This window comes from Niveispirillum sp. CC-CTL257, assembly GCF_059489915.1.
This window is the reverse complement of the sequence record NZ_JCAJXE010000001.1, coordinates 1077587-1095212: the sequence shown is the minus strand read 5'-3', so window position 1 is coordinate 1095212 and position 17626 is coordinate 1077587. Positions and strand designations below refer to the sequence as shown.

Annotated in this window: 12 protein-coding genes and 1 tRNA gene; 4 read left to right on the top strand and 9 right to left on the bottom strand. The window is 63.6% G+C overall.

Going from position 1 to position 17626, the window contains the following annotated elements; all coding sequences use genetic code 11:
- Positions 1 to 2 precede the first annotated feature (2 nt).
- Together ABC729_RS05260 and ABC729_RS05255 are read right to left on the bottom strand one after the other, a co-directional pair.
- Positions 3 to 308 carry an STAS domain-containing protein gene (locus tag ABC729_RS05260; protein ID WP_054168696.1) on the bottom strand — a complete coding sequence of 102 codons (306 nt, stop codon included), beginning with the start codon at positions 306 to 308 and terminating at the stop codon, positions 3 to 5.
- A 17-nt stretch (positions 309 to 325) separates the two neighbouring features.
- Positions 326 to 1162 (bottom strand): protein phosphatase CheZ, encoded by an 837-nt coding sequence (locus ABC729_RS05255; protein WP_495606592.1) that lies wholly within the window; start codon positions 1160 to 1162, stop codon positions 326 to 328.
- Between the two features lie 461 nt (positions 1163 to 1623).
- Between ABC729_RS05255 and ABC729_RS05250 the strand changes: the two genes are divergently transcribed.
- Positions 1624 to 2643: a DUF2786 domain-containing protein gene (locus tag ABC729_RS05250; RefSeq protein WP_495606591.1), complete on the top strand. Its 1020-nt coding sequence runs from the start codon at positions 1624 to 1626 to the stop codon at positions 2641 to 2643.
- Positions 2640 to 3812, top strand: coding sequence for a sialidase family protein (locus tag ABC729_RS05245; RefSeq protein WP_495606590.1), 1173 nt, complete (start codon positions 2640 to 2642; stop codon positions 3810 to 3812). Before ABC729_RS05250 ends, ABC729_RS05245 begins: the two co-directional genes overlap by 4 nt.
- 7 nt (positions 3813 to 3819) lie before the next feature.
- On the opposite strand, the gene ABC729_RS05240 is transcribed toward ABC729_RS05245, so the two are convergent.
- The 6 genes from ABC729_RS05240 to ABC729_RS05215 form a co-directional block, all read right to left on the bottom strand.
- Positions 3820 to 7635, bottom strand: coding sequence for a response regulator (locus ABC729_RS05240; RefSeq protein WP_495606589.1), 3816 nt, complete (start codon positions 7633 to 7635; stop codon positions 3820 to 3822).
- Positions 7636 to 7886: 251 nt separating this feature from the next.
- Positions 7887 to 7962: transfer RNA gene (locus tag ABC729_RS05235), tRNA-Lys, on the bottom strand.
- A 91-nt stretch (positions 7963 to 8053) separates the two neighbouring features.
- Entirely contained in the window at positions 8054 to 8833 is a 780-nt protein-coding gene (locus ABC729_RS05230; RefSeq protein WP_495606588.1) for a substrate-binding periplasmic protein, read from the bottom strand.
- Between the two features lie 231 nt (positions 8834 to 9064).
- On the bottom strand, positions 9065 to 9589 hold the full coding sequence (coaD, locus tag ABC729_RS05225; RefSeq protein WP_495606587.1) for a pantetheine-phosphate adenylyltransferase: 525 nt from the start codon (positions 9587 to 9589) through the stop codon (positions 9065 to 9067).
- Between the two features lie 135 nt (positions 9590 to 9724).
- Positions 9725 to 12451, bottom strand: a complete 2727-nt coding sequence (gene gyrA / locus ABC729_RS05220) for a DNA gyrase subunit A (RefSeq protein WP_495606586.1) — start codon at positions 12449 to 12451, stop codon at positions 9725 to 9727.
- Between the two features lie 107 nt (positions 12452 to 12558).
- Positions 12559 to 13935 carry an MATE family efflux transporter gene (locus tag ABC729_RS05215; RefSeq protein ID WP_495606585.1) on the bottom strand — a complete coding sequence of 459 codons (1377 nt, stop codon included), beginning with the start codon at positions 13933 to 13935 and terminating at the stop codon, positions 12559 to 12561.
- A 357-nt stretch (positions 13936 to 14292) separates the two neighbouring features.
- Between ABC729_RS05215 and trmFO the strand changes: the two genes are divergently transcribed.
- Positions 14293 to 15657 carry a methylenetetrahydrofolate--tRNA-(uracil(54)-C(5))-methyltransferase (FADH(2)-oxidizing) TrmFO gene (trmFO, locus tag ABC729_RS05210; RefSeq protein WP_495606584.1) on the top strand — a complete coding sequence of 455 codons (1365 nt, stop codon included), beginning with the start codon at positions 14293 to 14295 and terminating at the stop codon, positions 15655 to 15657.
- A gap of 7 nt (positions 15658 to 15664) precedes the next feature.
- Here the strand turns inward: trmFO and ABC729_RS05205 are convergent, their stop codons facing one another.
- Positions 15665 to 16618, bottom strand: a complete 954-nt coding sequence (locus tag ABC729_RS05205; protein WP_495606583.1) for a hypothetical protein — start codon at positions 16616 to 16618, stop codon at positions 15665 to 15667.
- Between the two features lie 177 nt (positions 16619 to 16795).
- On the opposite strand from ABC729_RS05205, the gene mazG reads away from it, so the two are divergent.
- Complete coding sequence (gene mazG / locus ABC729_RS05200; RefSeq protein ID WP_495606582.1) at positions 16796 to 17605, top strand: nucleoside triphosphate pyrophosphohydrolase; 810 nt, start codon at positions 16796 to 16798, stop codon at positions 17603 to 17605.
- Positions 17606 to 17626 lie beyond the last annotated feature (21 nt).

Here is a 17626-nt window from a genome sequence, read left to right as displayed (position 1 = left end):
GATCAGGGGGTGACGCGGAACAGCGTCTGGAACTTCGCGATCTGCAGGATACGCTTCACCGATTCCTGCGCGCCGAACAGCTCGATCTCCATCTTCTTCGGCAAGGCCACGTCGCGGGCGATGAGGAACATGCCCAGGCCGGAGCTGTCGACGAATTCCAGCTTCGTCAGATCGAAAATGCAGACGGTGCCTTCCGCCTTTTCGATCGCATCAACGACATTGCGGAACTTTTCATGGTCGATCAGCGTCATACGGCCAGACAGGGTGACGCGCAACCCATCAGCGGCGGTGTGGACGGTGTAGTCCATCAGAAGTCTCCGTTAAATCAGTCGAACAGATTGTCGATTTCGGATTGGTCAAGCGGGTTCGGCGGATCCCCATCCACCGCGGCAGCAGCGGCATGCGCTGCCGGCTTTGGCGGCGGAGGCGGTGGCGGGGCTGCACGCGGGGCTGGCGTCGCCCCCGACATCAGCGCATCCACATCGTTCTGGTTGACACCATCGTCGCGCGGGCCACCCAGCAGATGGGCGTCGGGACGTGCATCAACAGGGCCGGCAGGGGCCGGCGTCTTCACACCCTCAATGCTCCAGATGGAGATCATGGCGTTGATGCGCTGTTCCACATAGCGCAGGGCATTGACCACCTTGCTGGTGCGCTGCCCCGTCAGATCCTGGAAGGAACAGGCGGTGAAGATGTTGGTGACTTCATTCTCGATATCGCTGACCAGATCGGCATCTGCGCCAAGGCGCTTCAGACGGCCCGCAACCTCCATCAACCGCTCGGCGGATTGAAGGATATCAATGGACGCACGCTCCGTCGTGGAGACGATAGCATCCAGTTCGTTGGTGGCGATATCGAGGCGATTATTCGCCTGATCCTTGGGCCGCAGCGCCGCGATTTCCCGGCGGGCATGTTCGATGGAGGCCGCCATCTCCAGCAGTTCATTGCGCAGCACCTCGGCCCGGCCGGAGGTCTGCAAAAGGCTGGTCTGGCTTTCAAACAGCTCGCGCAGATCGCGCAAGGCTGAGTCGACCTTGGTCTGGCCGGCCTCGCCCGCGCGGCGGGCATGTTCGCGCAGAAAGGCAAGTCCTTGCGGTGACTGTGCGATTCGGTCGTAAAGAGCGGTATAGTCCGCTTCTGCCAGACCCGGAATGTTACCCATTTCGTGCAAGATGCCGCACCATTCCTTGATGTCGGGCCGTTACCCGGTCCCACCGCCCCACGCGATTGGTAACCCGGCCCGCCTTATTGCTACCACCATCCGGGTAAGCGCAGCAAATGATTGCGCCTGTTCACGTGGCGGATTTTATCGACCGCCTTCAAATCCTCATATCACAGGCCGCCCGTCCCCAACTGTGCAGTGCTTGCCATGGTCCATGACGTGGGAGGCCGGCATTTTCCGGGGTTTCCAGACGGCTATGAATTTGACTGCGTATGTATGCGATCACTTGGACGCCATGCTTTACGAAACTTTCGCTGCGTGGCCCTTCATTCCCTTTCCTGAACGCCGCCGAAGCTTCCCGCAACCAAGGGGCGGATAGATTTTGTGCGGCGCGATGCAGGTTAACTGGACAGGGGATCACGGGCTGCTATGCTGGCCGTCCAATATGGACGGTTCTGGGCATGCTGGATCTGGTGAAGCTGGGCAAAGTGCTGGCCCTGGTCGATAGTTCGAACGAGGGTGAGGCCGCCGCCGCCATTGAAAGCGCGCGCCGGCTGCTGGCCCGCGACGGCAAGCGCTTCGCCGATCTGGCCACGATGTTGATGGAAACGGCGGCCCCTCCGCCTCCGCCGCCGCCGTCTCCCCCTCCGCCACCACCACCCGCTGCAGCGCCGCCGCAGCAGCCCCCACGCCCGGACTTCCGCAGTCGGCGCGCACGGGCGGCGGCACCCGACGCACAGGCCGTGCTGGAACGGCACGGCGACCGCGAGGCGGTGATGGCCCCCTGTTCGCGGGAAAAGCTGCTGCGTGGGGCAGTCGCCCGCTGGTCCGTGGCGCATGACACCCCCAATGAGCGCTGGACGCGCAGCCTGTCCGGCTGGACCACCGACAGCCTGCCCCGGCATATGCCACCGGAGATTCGCCGTGCCGTGGAAACCGCCTATTCCCTGCCGACCACTGTCGCCGGCTGTCTGGCCGAGCTGGAATATTGGGAGAAGCGGGGCTTTGAGATCGCGTCGATGCGCGGCCTGGACGGGCAGATGGTGCCAGACGATATCGAGCCGACGCGGCATCTGGACCTGCCGGCCTATGCGCGGGCCATCGTTATCCGGCGTCTGGTCGAACATGGGCTGCGTGCCGCCAATATCCAGGATGCCCTGGCACGGGCGGAATATTGGCGCGCCCATAGCGGGCGCGGCAGTTGGGTTGAGGCGGCGATCCTGGCAGATCTGCGCCATCTGGCCGGTATTGACCGCGCCAGCCGGAAGCGCGATGGCCAGGATGCCGATATCGCCCAACCCACCCATTTCCGCACCGCGTCGGAACGGCGGGAAGAGGTGATGCGCCTGCTGTCCGACCCTGCCATGGCCGCCCTTCCCGACCGGGAAATCGCGCGGCGCGTGGGTGTGTCGCCACAGACAGTGGGCAATCTGCGCCGCCGCGTGGCGGATGGATCGCAGGCATCGGGAGGAACCCTGTGAAACACCGCCATCTGTTCGGGTATCTGCTTTCGGCCTGCCTCATGACACCGGTGTCTGTGGCGCAGAATGTGCCCTATACGGTTGCACCGGGGCTTTTCAACCATGAGCGGCCCGGCGATCTGGGCCTGCGCCCCGCCGCGGGGACGCAGACCTTCACAATCTTCGCCCCCGGCCCCGCCACGCCCGACAAGTTCCATAACGGGGTCGTCCTGATCGGCTTCAAAGGCCGGCTATATGCGCAGTGGCAGGTCTTGCAGCGCGACGAGGACACCTTGGACACCTGGATTGCGCATAGTATCAGTGATGATGACGGACGCAGCTGGTCCCCTCCATCCGCGCTGTCACCGCCAACGCAGGTGCCAGGGGAGATGCGGTCCAATGGGGGGTGGTGGACTGATGGGCAGCGTTTGGTCGCCTTCACCAATGTCTGGCCGACGGGGTTCCAGTCCTGTGATGGCGGTTACGCCGAATACCGGATCAGCGAGGATGGAAGGACATGGTCAGCGCCGCGCCGGGTGATGGGCCGCGATGGCAAGCCTGTGGAAGGCATCATCGAACAGGACCCCCATGCGCTGCCGGATGGCCGCATCATCACGGGTTTCCATCAGCGTCCAGGCATGATCGCCGCCCCCTGGTATACGGACGATCCGTTGGCCGTCAGCGGCTGGGTGCGCGGGCGGTTCGACAATCTGGCGCATGAGGGGCGGGTCAGTCGGGAACTGGAACCCAGCCTGTTCCTGCGCGCGGAGTGCGCCATCATGGTGTTCCGTGATCAGGCCGAAAGCTTCCGCCAGCTGGCATCCGAAAGCTGCGACAGGGATGAAAGCTGGACAAGGCCGATGCTGACCGAGATGCCGGATGCGCGGGCCAATCAGAGTGCGGGAAATCTGCCGGACGGCACCGCCTTCCTGGCGACTGCCGTCAGCAATGACAAGGCGCGTATCCCCCTGGCCCTGACCCTGTCAGCGGACGGGCGGGTTTTCGACCGATCCTTCCTGCTGCGCGGGGCGGGCGACCTGCCGCCCCTGCGCTATGCCGGTCGGTTCAAGCGCCCAGGATACCATTACCCCAAGAGCCTGATCTGGAACGGCTACCTCTATGTCGCCTACAGCACCAACAAGGAAGACATCCAGGTAACACGCGTGCCGCTGGCATCATTGGCACCGTGAGCGGCAATCAGGCCGTCACGTCCTCCTCATCCTCCTCTTCCCGGATGAGGGGCGCGGACATTTCTGCACGCACCTGTTCGATCAGGGAGGTGGGAGTGAAGGGCTTTCCAATGAAGCCATCCATGCCTGCCACCGCCAGAGCCGGCCAGGCGCGCGACCGTTCCGCCGCCGTCATGCCAATGATGCGCACATGCCGGCCCGGCCCCGGAAGGGCGCGGATGCGCCGCGTCGCCGCAGCGCCATCCATACCCGGCATCTGGACGTCCATCAGGACGGCATCGAAGGGCGCGGCCGCAACGGCATCAATGGCCTGCTGCCCCGACATGGCCTGACTGACCCGGTATCCGGCACGGGTCAGCAGGCTGGTGACCAGGGTCAGGTTCATCTCGCTGTCATCGACCACCAGGATATGGGGGGCCTCCGGCTCCACCGGCGGCAAAGCGGCGGGGGACGCCGCGTCTTCGTCCGCCATCTGGGCGGGCCGCTGCGCCAGCCGGGCCAGGATGGCGGACAGCCGGTCCAGCACCGGTTCAACCGCCTGATCCCACTGTTCATACCCCGACCGCATCATATCCTCGACAATCCGCGCCTGTTCCCCCAGATCGCCGGCGCCGATGCTGGCCGCCGTGCCGACCAGGGTGTGCAGAATGGGCAGGACGGTCCCAGCGTCGCGCGCTTGGATCGCCGTGCGCAGATGCAGGAAATCCGCCCCCTGCTGCCGTGCGAATCCATCCAGCATCCGCAGCAGCAGGTCAGGATTGCCATCTGCCCGCTTCAGTGCGTCTTCCACATCCAGCAGCGGCGGCAGTTCCCGAAGGAAATTGATCATGGGGCGGGGTGGTGCCGTCACCGGCATCGACAGCACGGTCTTCGCCCGGTCGCGGCGCGGCAGCCAGGTCAGCAGCGCCTCCACAAGTTCATCGACCACCACGGGCTTGGTGATATGGCCGTCCATGCCCGCCTCCCGGCACTTCTGCCGGTCGCTTTGCAGCGCGTGGGCGGTCATGGCCAGGATGGGCAGGCGCGGCTTGCCCGGAATGGCCAACGCCTCCTCCCGGATCACGCGGGTCGCCTGATATCCATCCATGATCGGCATCTGGATATCCATCAGGACCAGATCAAAGCGACCGGCCTTTACCCTGTCGGCGGCCTGACGCCCATCCTCCGCCAGGGTCACATGCATGCCCCAGCGGGTCAGCATGTCGAACGCCACCTGCTGGTTCAGGGGATTATCCTCTACCAGCAGGATCTCCCCACCGGCCACGGGGGCCAGCCTTTCCTCCGGCCGTGCCGCCGGGAACGCCGGTCCGCGCGCCTGGGCGAAGGCCTGACGCAGCGCCTCCCGCAGGGCCGTGGGGGTTACGGGCTTGGCCAGGATGTTGCGCACCGGCGTGCCCGCCGTGGCGGCGGCCAGTTCATCCACATCATAGGCGGTGACCATCAACATCGGCGGCGGCGGTGAGGCGGCAGCCATGATGGCGCGGCACAGGTCCAGCCCATCCATGCCCGGCATGCGCCAATCGGTGATGACCAAATCGTAACTGGCCCCTTCGGCACCGCGCAGCCGCTCCAGCGCTGCCTCGACCGTCTGCACACCCTCTACCACCACGCCATACTGTTCCAGCATGCTGACCAGCACGTCGATGGCAAGCGCACTGTCATCGACCAGCAGTGCGCGTTTGCCCGTCAGGTCCACATCGCTGTGCAGCAGATCGTTGGACACGGCCGGGCGCCAGCGCAATGGTAGCGTAAAGTAGAACCGGCTGCCCCGGCCGACCGCGCTGTCGACGCCGATGGTGCCGCCCATCATCTCCACCAACTGCCGGCAGATGGCCAAACCCAGCCCGGTGCCACCGTAGCGGCGGGTTGTGGAGCTGTCAGCCTGCGAGAAGCTGATGAACAGACGCTGCATCTGCTCGGCATCCATGCCGATGCCGGTATCCTCCACCTGCACCGACAGGCGCAGGGTCTCATTCTCCACCGCTTCGAACGCAGCGGTGATGGTGACGCGGCCCTCATGGGTGAACTTGATGGCGTTGGCGATCAGGTTGCTGATCACCTGCGTCAGGCGCAGCGGATCACCCAGCAGCACGCGCGGCGCGCCTGTGGGCCGGCGCAGGATGAATTGCAGCCCATGGCGGCGCGCCTCATCTGCATGCAGGGAGGCGACGGCGTCCAGCAGTTCATCCAGCAGGAAATCCACACATTCGATGGTGACGCGGCCCGCCTCGATCTTCGACAGGTCTAGAACACTGTTGATAATGCCCAGCAGCGACTTTCCCGCCTCCTCGATCTTGGTCAGGTATTCGCGTGCCTTGGGCGGCAGGTCGGTGCGCAAGGCCAGATAGCTCATGCCGATCACGGCATTCATGGGCGTGCGGATCTCGTGGCTCATATTGGCCAGGAATTCCGACTTGGCGCGGCTTGCGGCCTCGGCGGCCTGTTTTGCCTCTCCCAGTGCCTCAGCCAGTTGTTGCAGTTCCACCTCCCGTCGGCGGGCCTGCGTAACATCGGCATAGGACGTGACGAAACCGCCACCGGGCATGGGGTTGCCATGCGCGTCCAGCACCGTGCCATCGGGGCGCGTGACCTCGAAATGATGCGGCTCGTTATTGGCCGTGGCACGCAGTCTTTCGTCGATCAGCGCCTCAACCCCGTCAGGGGCCACCGGGCCATATTCCTCGCGCAGGGACTTCCAGCGGATGAGGTCGCGCATGCTGACACCCTGTCGGCACAGGCCGGGCGGCAGGCCATGCATGGCAACGAAGCGGGTGTTGAAGGCCAGGACCCGCAGATCGGCATCGAAGGCAACAATCCCCTGATCCACCGTATCCAGCACGGTAGCCAGCATGGTTTCCCGCGACCTGGCCGTCGCCCGCGTCTCTTCCAGTAGGCTGACATCCTGGAAGGTGCGGACCCATTGCGTGACGCGGCCACCATCGCCCAGGACGGGGGCGCTTTCCTCCCGTATCCAGCGGTGACCGCCATCGGGCAGGCTCAGCCGGCACAGACGATTGACGATGCCATTGGCACTACGCAGAGCTTCTGCCTCTTCCCCCGCATCCAGCCGTTGGGCAATCATCGCCGACAACTGGTCGGTGGACAACGCCTCCTCCGGGGAAAGCCCCATCAGAGCCGGCAGATTGCCGGAAATTTCGCAGCCGCCCTCCACATCCTCCACCAGCCAGGCCAGATTGGCGACGCGCTGTGCCGCTGCCATCCGTTCCTCACCCCAGCGCAAGGTGCGAAACCCTTCCCAGTTGCCGCGGAGGAACAAGATCTGCCCCATGCTCATCAGCAGCATCAGCAGCGAGGTGCCTAACCAGATCGGGTCGCTGCGATCGGAAACGCTGAGCCACAAGGCCGCCGCCATCATGGGACCGGCATAGGCAACGCAGGCTTGCGGCACCACCGCCAGGGCCGCATTGGCCCCCACCGCCAGAAAGGCACAGCCGCCCAGCAGCAACGCCTTCGCCTCCAGCGGGGCGCGGGACAGGTAGAACAGCATCATGCCGCCCCAATAGAGGCCCATGACACTCGAACTGACGATAATCATCCGGATTCGCCGCCGCGACACGGCACGGGGCGGCCGGCGTCCTCGGCTGCGCATCAGCCCCCGCACCGCCGGCAGCATCAGCAGCGGCACGCCCAGCAACAGGGGCGTCAGCGCCAGGAACGAGAAATCGTGCCACAGGACAATGGCACCGATCCACGCTCCCAGCAGGTTCCCCAGGATGATCATGGGCAATTGCCGCACGAAGGCCGCCGATTGGGCAGCCCTGATCGTCTCATCGTCCTGGATACGGTACCAAGGGCTTAACAAAGGGGCCTTCCGTCCACGAAAGAGGTGGAAACATGACCACTGAACCGGCGCGAAATCCTTCGCCGCTGCTCCTGGTGGATGGTTTCCACACAGCATAGTATGTCGGTCGCGAACGCCCCGCGCAATCGCCGGCTTACCTCATTCGGTCAGGTCGATGGCAATTTCAGGTTACCGGTACCGGCAGATTGCCCGGAATCACGAAAGGCCCGGAACAATGTCCGGGCCTTTCGTAACAACCTGATGTCGCGGAATGGTGATTCCGGTGGGATTCGAACCCACGACCCCATGATTAAAAGTCACGTGCTCTACCGACTGAGCTACGGAATCATGTCCGCGAGGTGGCGCGCACCATAGGCAAGCGGATCGCGTCCGTCAACAGTGTGCATCGCACAATCCGCCTTCCCAATATGCGGGGGGATTAAGGCAGCCAGCGTGCAATGATCTTGGCAATAGTGCCGTCTTCATCCAATGACCGCAGACAGCTGTTCAGTTCAACACTCCATCCCGCCAGCGGTGATACCCTGGAAAGCAGGAGATGCCCGTGTAATTCGGCAAGCGTCAGGCCGCTGTCGACAATATGATCCAGGGATTTTGTCCGACGGATATTCTGTTCAAAATAGTCCATATCGACGATGAGGCCATCAATATTACCTGCACGTAGCATGTCATAAAGCTGTTCAAAGCTGCGGGCCTGTTCCAGCTGCTGGCGAGCTTCCAGCGTCTGCCGGACCTTGTTGAATTCAGGACCGTAGGTGGCGCCCTGAATCATGCCGATACGCAGGTCCGGCCGTGCCAGCAATGCTGCCATTGTGTTCGGGACCAGCGATTGCCCCTGATCATCGGTGCGGGCGACGATCCCGATTCTTCGGGCGGGACCATAGGGGCCCAACGGGAAAGCCGACCTTTCGCGTTCAGGGGTCAGGGCGGCACCGGGCAAAAGATCAATGCGTCCCTGGGACAGAGCGGTCAGAGCGCGGGGCCATGGCATTTCACGCCAATCAACCCGACAACCGCAGCGTTCCCCCAGCGCCTGGACAATATCCACATTCAGGCCGTTCACAGTGCCGTCCGTGCCACGCATCGACATAGGTGGGTTTTCATCCCACGCCGCGCGAAGGGTGCAAGAGCTTGCCGCCGCAGGCATCGCCATAAACAGACTGCCAAAAATAAGTACAGCAGCAGAAATTCGATGAAACATACGATCACCACCATGTCGCGCGGACATTTAATGACGGTATGTATATTATAAAATAACCCACATGGGACAACAATAAATACGCATTCTATATATCAGGGGATTATCAGGCCAAATATTTTAATAACCAGCTAAATAATTTCAAATCTATATCAGCCACACAAATAATTTAACACTTCAGTTGAATGAGGTGTAATGCCGCCGACCGCGCGGCGGCGATAGAGGATAAGCAGGTTACGTTGTGGCCCGGCTGGCCCGTTCGGCATCGAAACGCGCCTGAAGACTGGCGGCAACGCGCGGGCTGACGAACTGACTGATGTCCCCGCCCAAACGCCCGATCTCCTTCACGAAGCGCGACGATATGAACTGATGCTTGTCGGACGCCATCAGGAAGACGGTATCGATAGCGGGGTTCAGACGGGCATTCATGCCGGCCATCTGAAACTCATATTCGAAATCGGAAACGGCACGCAGGCCCCGGATAATCACCGATGCCCCGCAATCCATGGCGAATTTCATCAGAAGCTGATCGAAGGGCCGCACCTCGACGCTGAACCCTTGCTGGTTCAGGGTTGCTAGCTCCCCCGCCACCAGGGCCACGCGTTCATCAGTGGTATAAAGCGGACCTTTGCCGGCATTGCTGGCTACGCCCACGATCAGGTGGTCCACCATGCGGCAGGCGCGCTGGATAATGTCGAAATGACCGTTGGTCACCGGGTCGAATGTGCCCGGATAGACGCCGATACGCGGTGCCGCCATGGTCCTTTTCCCCTTCCCCTTCCCCTCAAGGCTCTCTCAACTGACCGTCGGCCCGGGTCCATGGCCCGCGCACTTTTCCGGTCAACCGTGCGGCATCGAGGGTGTTTTCCCGATGCCGCGCGGGTCGTCCTCATTTCACTCGGTCGCCGTTGCCTCGACAACCTCGCTGGTTTCGGAACCGTCATCTTCCAGACGGGCGACGGACACCACCTTCTCCTCCCCCGACAGGCGGAACAGGGTGACGCCCTTGCTCTTGCGGCCCGTCAGGCGGATATCGTGGACCGGCATGCGGATGACCTGGCCACCATCGCTGACCATCATCAGCTGGTCTGTCTCATGGATGGGGAACACGGCCGCGATGGCCTTGTTGCGGTCGCCCATATCCATGTTCCAGATACCCTGGCCGCCACGGCCCGTCAGGCGGTATTCATAGGCCGAAGTGCGCTTGCCGAAGCCCTGCTCGGACACGGTCAGGATCATTTCCTCGCGGTCCTGCATTTCCTTGAACTGCTCCGGCGACAAGGTCGCCTCGCCCACAGGCTCGGCATCCACATCCACCGCATCGTCGGTATCCTCGCCCTCCGCCCGGCGCAGCTCGCGCGCCTGCTTCAGATAGGCGGCGCGTTCTTCCATGCTGTAATCGGTATGGTGCAGGATCGACATGCCGATCACCGCATCGCCGCTTGCCAGCTTGATGCCGCGCACACCGGTGGAGGTGCGGCCGGAGAAAACGCGCACCTCTGTCACGGGGAAGCGGATGCAGCGGCCCAGATGCGTGGCCAGCAGCACATCATCCTGATCAGTACAGGTGCGCACCGAAATCAGGGTCTCGCCCTCCTCCTCCAGTTTCATGGCGATCAGGCCGTTGGCGCGGATATTCTGAAAATCCGACAGCTTGTTACGGCGGATGCCGCCCTTGCTGGTGGCGAACACGATTTCCAGATCGCCCCAGGTGCCTTCATCCTCCGGCATCGGCATGACAGTGGAGATGGTTTCCCCCTCCTCCAGCGGCAGCAGATTGACCAGGGCCTTGCCGCGCGTCTGCGGCGTGCCCTGCGGCAGGCGCCAGACCTTCAGCTTGTGCACGATGCCGCGGCTGGTGAAGAACAGCATGGGCGTGTGGGTGTTGGAGACGAACAGGTCGGAGACCTGATCCTCCGCCTTCAACTGCATGCCCGAGCGGCCCTTGCCGCCACGCGCCTGCGCCCGGTAGGTGGACAGGGGCACCCGCTTGATATAGCCGCCCTGGGTGACGATAACGACCATATCCTCGCGCTGGATCAGGTCCTCGATGTCGGACTCGAACTCCGATTCCTCGATCTGGGTGCGGCGCGGGGTGGCGAAGCGGGCCTTCATCTCCCCCAGCTCGTTGCGAATCACGTCGAGCAGCAGGGTGCGTTCGGCCAGGATCGCCAGGAAGGTCTTGATCTGATCGGTGACGCCGGTCAGTTCCTCACCGATCTTGTCACGTTCCAGACCGGTCAGCCGATGCAGGCGTAGGTCCAGGATGGCGCGGGCCTGGGCTTCGGACACGCGATAGGTGCCGGCTTCCGACAGGCCACGGCCCGGTTCGTCGATCAGCGCGATCAGCGGGGCCACGTCCGCCGCCGGCCAGTCGCGGGCCATCATCTGCTCACGTGCCGTCTGCGGATCGGGCGCGTTGCGGATCAGGGCGATCATTTCATCCAGGTTGGCGACCGCAACGGCCAGCCCCACCAAAATGTGGGCGCGCTCGCGGGCCTTGCCCAGCTCAAACTCCGTCCGCCGCGTCACCACCTGTTCGCGGAAGCGGACGAAGGCGGAAATGATGGTCTTCAGGTCCATCAGCTCCGGCCGGCCGCCATTCAGCGCCAGGGTATTGACGCCAAAGCTGGTCTGCAGGGCGGTGTGCCGGAAAAGCTGGGCCAGCACCACATCGGGCACCGCATCGCGCTTCAACTCGACCACCACGCGCACGCCATCGCGGTCCGACTCGTCGCGGACATCGCTGATGCCCTCGACCAGCTTCTCGTTCACGCATTCGGCGATACGTTCCAACAGCTTTCCCTTGTTCACCTGGAACGGGATTTCAGTGGCGACGATGGCCCAGCGATCCTTGCGGATCTCCTCCACCTCCGTCTTGGCGCGCATGATCACGCTGCCACGGCCCGTGTGGAAGGCGGACCGGATGCCCGACCGGCCCAGGATCAGGGCACCCGTCGGGAAATCCGGACCCGGAACGATCTCGATCAGCTCATCAATGGAGATGTCGGGATTGTCGATATAGGCCAGACAGGCGTCGATCACCTCGCCCAGATTATGGGGCGGGATGTTGGTGGCCATGCCCACCGCGATACCGCCGGCGCCATTGACCAGCAGGTTGGGGAACTTGGCCGGAAGGACCGTGGGTTCTTCTTCCGACTCGTCATAGTTCGGCTGGAAATCGACCGTTTCCTTGTCGATATCGTCCAGCATGAATTCCGCGACCTTGGCCAGACGGGCCTCGGTATAACGCATGGCCGCCGCCGCGTCGCCATCCATGGAGCCGTAATTGCCCTGACCGTCGATCAGGGGCAGGCGCATGGAGAAATCCTGCGCCATACGGACCATGGCGTCGTAAATCGCGCTGTCGCCATGCGGATGGTATTTACCCATCACGTCACCGACGATACGCGCCGACTTCTTGTAGGGCTTGGTACTGTCGTACCCGCCTTCCTTCATGGCGAACAGGATGCGGCGATGCACAGGCTTGAGGCCGTCGCGCACATCCGGCAAGGCTCGGCTCACGATCACGCTCATCGCGTAATCGAGATAGGATCGCCGCATCTCATCTTCGATGGTGATGGGCGTGATATCGGACGGCAGAGCGGGCGTGGAAGTCACCGAGCGGAACTCGTCATTACGGGTCTACAAAACCAACGGCTGGGCGTGCCGGGCCATCGGGCACCCCTTGTAGCACCATTCGCGGGTGCGAACAACGAAAGGGGAAATCACCCCACCGCCGCCCGATCATCGCGCCGCGACAGCCACCAGAACCGCGCCATGAGAAAGCTGACAGCCACGAAACTGGCGATCAGGATGCCCATGAACAGGCCAAGCACCCCATGCCCCATGGGGAACGCCAGGAACCAGCCGAGGGGCATCATGATGGCGTAATAGCTGACGAAATGCATAGCCGTCGGGACCCAGGTATCGCTGCGTCCGCGCAGGGCCTGTGCCATCACCACCTGCCCACCATCGGCCACCAGAAGCCAGGCAGACAGCGCCAGTAATGGGGCGGTCAGCGCGATCAGGGCCGGGTCGGCGGTGAACTGGGAGGCGACCCAGGTGGGAAAGAACAAGAAGATGACACCCACCAGGGCCAGGATGGCGCTGGTCACGCCCAACCCGGTCCAGCCCGCGACCTTGGTTTCCACCCGATCCCCGGCACCATAGGCATTGCCCACCCGCACGGAAGTGGCTGTTGCAAGGCCCAGGGCACACATGAACGGCAGAGCGATCAGGTTCAGGCCGATCGTATAGGCCCCGACCGACATGGCACCCAGCCAGCCGGCAAACAGGGCAAGGGCGGCGAAGGCCGAACCCTCCAGGCCGTTGGACAGGCCGGCGGCATAACCAACCTGACGCTGTGCGCCGCTGTCGCGCCACCAGCCCTTGAATCCGCCGCGAATGCCCCAGGCGTCCCGCTGCGGTAGCCACCAGACATAGGCGATCAGGCCGATGGCCCCCATCCAGCGCAGAATGCTGGTCGCCCAGGCCGCCCCCTCCGCCCCCATGGCGGGAAAACCGAAATGGCCCCAGACCAGCACCCAGTTCAGCCCGACATTCAGGACATTGCCGATCAGCATCGCAACCATGCCGGGCAAGGGGCGCTTCATCCCCTCCAGATACAGGCTGGTGGCCAGATGCAGTCCGGCCGCGGGCATGCCAATGGCGATCACCGCCATCACGCCAGCACCGCCAGCGGCCAGATCGGGGGCCTGCCCCGTCAGCAGCAGGAACTCCTCCCCCCACAGGCACAGTCCGGCCATCACCCCGCCGACCAGCAGCGAATAGGGAATGGCGCGGCGCCAGATGGTGCCGGTGCTGGCATCCTCCCCCCGTCCCACCGCCTGGGACACCATGACCACCACGCCCAGCAGCAGGCCGACCATGACGCCCATCATCACGCCGACCGGCATGTTGCCAAGGCCGTAATAGGCCAGTTCCTGCGCCCCGAACCGGCCCACCATCAAGGTGTCCGTCAGGGCCATCACCATGATCCCCGCCCGCGCGATAATCACGGGAATAGCCAGGTGGAACAGTTCCCGCACGTGGCGGCGGATGCGGTGGGACAGGATTTCGGCCTGAAGGGCGGCGACGGTCATTTTGCGGAATAGGTCCAATGAGCTTGAAACGCCGCGCACGATACATCCGATATCGGAAATGTCCAGTGCGACCATGTTGGGGGAACAATTCACCCCGCGACGGGGTTGATTGATGGCAACCGTCACCAAGGAAGGAACCCGACCCATGGGTATCGTGCCACCGCTCCCCGGCTCCACCCCGCCCGACCAGACCGAAGTGCCGCCGCCGGACGAATTGCCGACACCGCAGCCCGGCGGGCCGCCCGAACCGCCGCCCGTGCCAGAACCGGACCCCGAACCCACACCAGTTCGCATGTCCGGGGGCGCATGCATGCAGGGGGCTTGACGGCGGGGCCGTGGCGCGCGACATCACGGCCCATGACCCAGAAGAACCCCATCCACGTCATCGGCGCCGGCATGGCCGGCAGCGAAGCTGCATGGCAGATCGCCCAGGCCGGTATCCCCGTCATCCTGCACGAGATGCGCCCCGTTCAGAAAACGGACGCGCACCAGACGGATTTCTTTGCGGAGCTGGTCTGTTCCAACTCCTTCCGGTCCGACGACGCCGAATATAACGCCGTCGGCCTGTTGCATGAGGAGATGCGCCGCTGCGGCTCGCTGATCCTGACAGCGGCCGATACGCATAAGGTGCCAGCCGGTGGCGCGCTGGCCGTGGACCGCGACCATTTCGCCGAACATGTGACCCAGACCCTGACCAGCCACCCGCTGGTGACGGTGGAACGCGGCGAAGTGGCCGGTATTCCGCCCGAAGACTGGGACAATACCATCATCGCCACTGGCCCGCTGACCAGCATGAAGCTGGCCGAGGCCATCCGGGCGTTTACGGGCGAGGAGCAGTTGAGCTTCTTCGACGCCATCGCCCCCATTGTCCATACTGACAGCATCGATCTGTCCAAGGCCTGGTTCCAGTCGCGTTATGACAAGGTCGGTCCGGGTGGCACCGGCAAGGACTACATCAACTGCGCCATGGACAAGGAGCAATATCAGGCCTTTATCCAGGCGCTGATTGATGGGGAGAAGGGCGACTTCAAGGAGTGGGAGAAGAACACCCCCTATTTCGAAGGCTGCCTGCCCATTGAAGTGATGGCCGAACGCGGGGTCGATACCCTGCGCTATGGCCCCATGAAGCCCGTGGGCCTGACCAACCCGCACGAGGGCAAGCGACCCTATGCCGTGGTGCAGTTGCGCCAGGATAACGCGCTGGGCACGCTCTATAATCTGGTCGGGTTCCAGACCAAGCTGAAATATGCCGAACAGGTGCGGGTGTTCCGCATGATCCCCGGCCTGGAGAATGCAGAATTCGCACGGCTGGGCGGGCTGCACCGCAATACCTTCATCAATTCCCCGCGCCTGCTGGACGGCTCCCTGCGCCTCAAGGCCATGCCGCGCCTGCGCTTTGCAGGCCAGATCACGGGCTGTGAAGGCTATGTGGAAAGTGCTGCCGTCGGCCTGCTGGCCGGGCGGTTCGCCGCAAGCGACCGCCTGGGCAGTGAACCCTCCCTTCCCCCACGCACCACAGCCCTGGGCGCCCTGCTCTCCCACATCACCGGCGGGGCCGAGGCCGAAACGTTCCAGCCCATGAACGTCAATTTCGGCCTGTTCCCGCCAGTGACAGAACGGCAGCCAAACGGCAAGGAGCTGCACGGCAAGGACCGCAAGAAGGCCTACAGCACGCGGGCCTTGCGCGATTTGGCCGGGTGGCTGGAACCGGCGGCGGAGTGAGCCCGGATTATCCCCGGCGTGGCTTCAGGATCAGACGCTTGCCCGGATAATCAATGGTGACGTTCCAGCGGCGCAGCGCGGCGGCACCGATGGTGCCGATGCTGCTGCTCATCTCCAGGCTGCCGGGCGGGCTGTAGAGGCTGGGCACGTCCGACATGGCGGCGGTGCCGGCCCGCAGGGTCACGGGTGCTCCTTCCCGCTGTTCCTCCAGCCCGTTGATATAGCAGGCCTTGCGCACCTTGCCGCCCGGCGGCGGCAGGGTCAGGGCCGGATCGGTGCCGACGCGCAGCAGCAGGGCCGTGTTCTTGCCGCTATCGACATGGAATAGCCCGTTCACGGGCGTGCCATCCGGCAGGGTTACACCGGCACGCACATAAATGTGCCCATCCTTGAATTCCAGGGGCAGGACAGTCCCGCCATCAGGCACCCAGACCTTGGGATCATGCAGGCGCAGGCGGTTCATATCGAAATCCAACTCCGCCACATAATGGCGCAGCAGGTCCGCCCCGACGATGGCGCGAATGCCCAGCTGATCCAGCCTTTCGCGGCAGGGCATGGTGTCGATGGGTACGGCCACCATCGGCAGGTCGCGCAGGGACACTGGCCCGAAATCAAGGGAGAATCCATAGCGGAAGGAGCCGATGGGGCTGGCCGGACTATCGCCCAGCTTCTGCGCATCCGACAGGTCCAGCGCCAGGGGTGCCGTCTCCGCCCCCGCCAGCAGGACCGACACCGGCGCACCCGTATCCAGTGCGAACAGCAGGTCGGCCTTGCCATTCACCGATCCGCGAAAGGTGATCAGGCCGTTGCCATCCTGGATGGGCAAATCAAGCGGCAGGGGGCCGGATGGCACGGCGACCGCCGCGTCCCGCGCGTTCTGAAACCGCATCGCATCCACCACAAGACAGCCCGGCAGCAGCGCCAGGGCCGCAACCATCATCCAACCGACACGCCGCTTCATGAAGATCACCGCTCAATTTGAACAACGTTCTTTTCAGTTAACCATGATTGCCCCGCCGGACAAGGTCGCTTCGCCCCATGCGCATGGGGCCAATTCGGTTGCCTGGGGTCCCCGCCCCTGGCTTCACAGCGCCCTGTCCGATAAGGTCGCGGCAGACCCGATAATGGATGCGGTGCGATGACGGACAATACCACCCGCCTTCTGGACATCATGGCGAAGCTGCGCGATCCCGATGGCGGCTGCCCCTGGGACCTGGAGCAGGACTTCGCCACCATCGCCCCGCACACCATCGAAGAAGCCTATGAGGTGGCGGACGCCATCCAGTCGGGCGACATGATGGCCGTGAAGGATGAGTTGGGTGACCTGCTATTCCAGACGGTATTCTATGCCCAGATGGGCAAGGAACGCGGCCTGTTCGATTTCGATGCCATCGCGGGCCATATCGCCGACAAGATGATCCGCCGCCATCCCCATGTTTTTGGCGAAGTGTCAGTCAACAGCGCCGATGATCAGGTCAAGCATTGGGAAGAGCTGAAGGCGCGGGAGCGGGCGGAAAAGGCGGCGGCCAGCGGTGTTCCACCCTCGGCGCTGGACGGGATCACGCCCGGCCTGCCCGCATTGACGCGCGCTGTGAAGCTGCAAAAGCGCGCGGCGCGCGTCGGCTTCGACTGGACCCAGGCGGATGAGATCCTGGACAAGATCGAGGAAGAAATCGGGGAGTTGCGGGCCGAGATCAAGGCGCGCCAGCAGGACAAGGCGCGGGTCCAGGATGAGCTGGGCGACCTGTTGTTCGCCCTGGTTAACCTCGCCCGCCGCCTGGAAGTCGATCCCGAAACGGCGCTGCGTGGGACCAATTTCAAGTTCGACCGACGGTTCCGCTTTGTCGAACAAGCCCTTGGTGCCCAAGGCAAAAAGCCCGAAACCTCCACCCTCGACGAGATGGAAGCATTATGGGTTGAGGCCAAGAAGACTGAACGTCAGGCGTGATCAGAAGACCGGAGAGCAGAT

Excerpts from the sequence above, each read along its gene's own strand:
- coaD (WP_495606587.1), bottom strand. The coding sequence starts at position 9,589 with ATGGCGGCACCGCGTATCGGCGTCTATCCGGGCACATTCGACCCGGTG.
- trmFO (WP_495606584.1), top strand. The coding sequence starts at position 14,293 with ATGACCCAGAAGAACCCCATCCACGTCATCGGCGCCGGCATGGCCGGC.
- ABC729_RS05255 (WP_495606592.1), bottom strand. The coding sequence starts at position 1,162 with ATGGGTAACATTCCGGGTCTGGCAGAAGCGGACTATACCGCTCTTTAC.
- ABC729_RS05260 (WP_054168696.1), bottom strand. The coding sequence starts at position 308 with ATGGACTACACCGTCCACACCGCCGCTGATGGGTTGCGCGTCACCCTG.
- ABC729_RS05215 (WP_495606585.1), bottom strand. The coding sequence starts at position 13,935 with ATGACCGTCGCCGCCCTTCAGGCCGAAATCCTGTCCCACCGCATCCGC.
- mazG (WP_495606582.1), top strand. The coding sequence starts at position 16,796 with ATGACGGACAATACCACCCGCCTTCTGGACATCATGGCGAAGCTGCGC.
- ABC729_RS05205 (WP_495606583.1), bottom strand. The coding sequence starts at position 16,618 with ATGAAGCGGCGTGTCGGTTGGATGATGGTTGCGGCCCTGGCGCTGCTG.
- ABC729_RS05250 (WP_495606591.1), top strand. The coding sequence starts at position 1,624 with ATGCTGGATCTGGTGAAGCTGGGCAAAGTGCTGGCCCTGGTCGATAGT.
- ABC729_RS05230 (WP_495606588.1), bottom strand. The coding sequence starts at position 8,833 with ATGTTTCATCGAATTTCTGCTGCTGTACTTATTTTTGGCAGTCTGTTT.